1 protein-coding gene is annotated in these 1,217 nt (G+C 72.4%); it reads right to left on the bottom strand.

Features of this window, described 5'->3' with window-relative positions; all coding sequences use genetic code 11:
* The coding region (locus tag MKP05_RS21130) for a thiamine pyrophosphate-binding protein (protein WP_276316708.1) at positions 1-1,217 on the bottom strand (1,217 nt) is incomplete at both ends.

Raw genomic sequence — 1,217 nt, 5'->3', positions numbered from 1 at the left:
TGGCCGGCCTCGATGGCGAGCCGTGCGCTCACCGCCCTCGGCAGCACGCGCTCGCGGTACTCGGCGTCCTGGGCGTCGAAGCGGTCGGTCGAGGGCATCGAGACCACCCGCACCGCGCGGCCGGCCTGCTCCAGCTCCGCCGCGGCGTCCATGGCCAGGCCCACCTCGGCGCCGGTGGCGATCAGGATCAGCTCGGGCGTGCCCTCGCTGTCGCGCAGCACATAACCGCCGCGCTGGATCTCGGCCAGCTGCTGCTTGGTGCGCGCCTGGTGCGGCAGGGTCTGGCGCGACAGCACCAGGGCGGTGGGGCCGGCCTGGCGCTTGAGGGCGGCGTTCCAGGCGGCGGCGGTCTCCACCGCGTCGCAGGGGCGCCAGGTGGCCAGGTTGGGCGTCGCGCGCAGGGCGGTGAGCTGCTCGATGGGCTGGTGGGTGGGGCCGTCCTCGCCCAGGCCGATGGAGTCGTGGGTGAAGACGTAGATCGCCCGGGTGCCGATCAGCGCCGCCATGCGCACCGCGTTGCGCATGTACTCCATGAAGATCAGGAAGGTGGCGCCATAGGGCACGAAGCCGCCGTGCAGGGCGATGCCGTTCATGATCGCGCCCATGCCGAACTCGCGCACCCCGTAGTGCAGGTAGTTGCCGCTGGCGTCCTCGGCGGTGATCGCGCGGGCCCCGTTCCAGAAGGTCAGGTTGGAGGGCGCCAGGTCGGCGCTGCCGCCGAGCAGCTCGGGCAGTTGCGGGCCGAGGGCGTTGAGGCAGGCCAGCGAGGCCTTGCGGCTGGCCACGCTCTCGCCCTGCGCCTGGGCCTGCTCGATCAGCGCCTCGCTGGTGAGATCCACCGGCAGTTCACCCTTCAAGCGGCGCTGGAACTCCCTGGCCTCGGCCGGATAGGCCTCGGCATAGCGGGCGAAGCGCGCCTGCCAGTCGGCCTGGCGGGTCTGGCCGGCCTCGCGGGCATCCCAGCCCTGGTAGATCGGCTCGGGAATGTGGAAGGGAGCGTGGGGCCAGTCGAGCCGGACGCGGGCCGCGGCGACCTCGTCCTCGCCCAGCGCCGCGCCGTGGCACTCCTCCTTGCCCTGCTTGTTGGGGGCGCCGAAGCCGATGACGGTCTGGCAGATGATCAGGCTGGGCTTGTCGTCGTGCTGCTTGGCCAGTTCGATGGCCGCCTGGATCTCTTCCGGCTTGTGGCCGTCGACCCGGGGCACCACGTGCCAGCC

The organism is Halomonas flagellata, assembly GCF_022487945.1.
In the GTDB taxonomy this organism is placed as follows: Bacteria; Pseudomonadota; Gammaproteobacteria; order Pseudomonadales; family Halomonadaceae; genus Halomonas; species Halomonas flagellata.
Note: the sequence above shows the minus strand (reverse complement) of the source record. Positions and strands in the feature narration are given on the sequence as shown.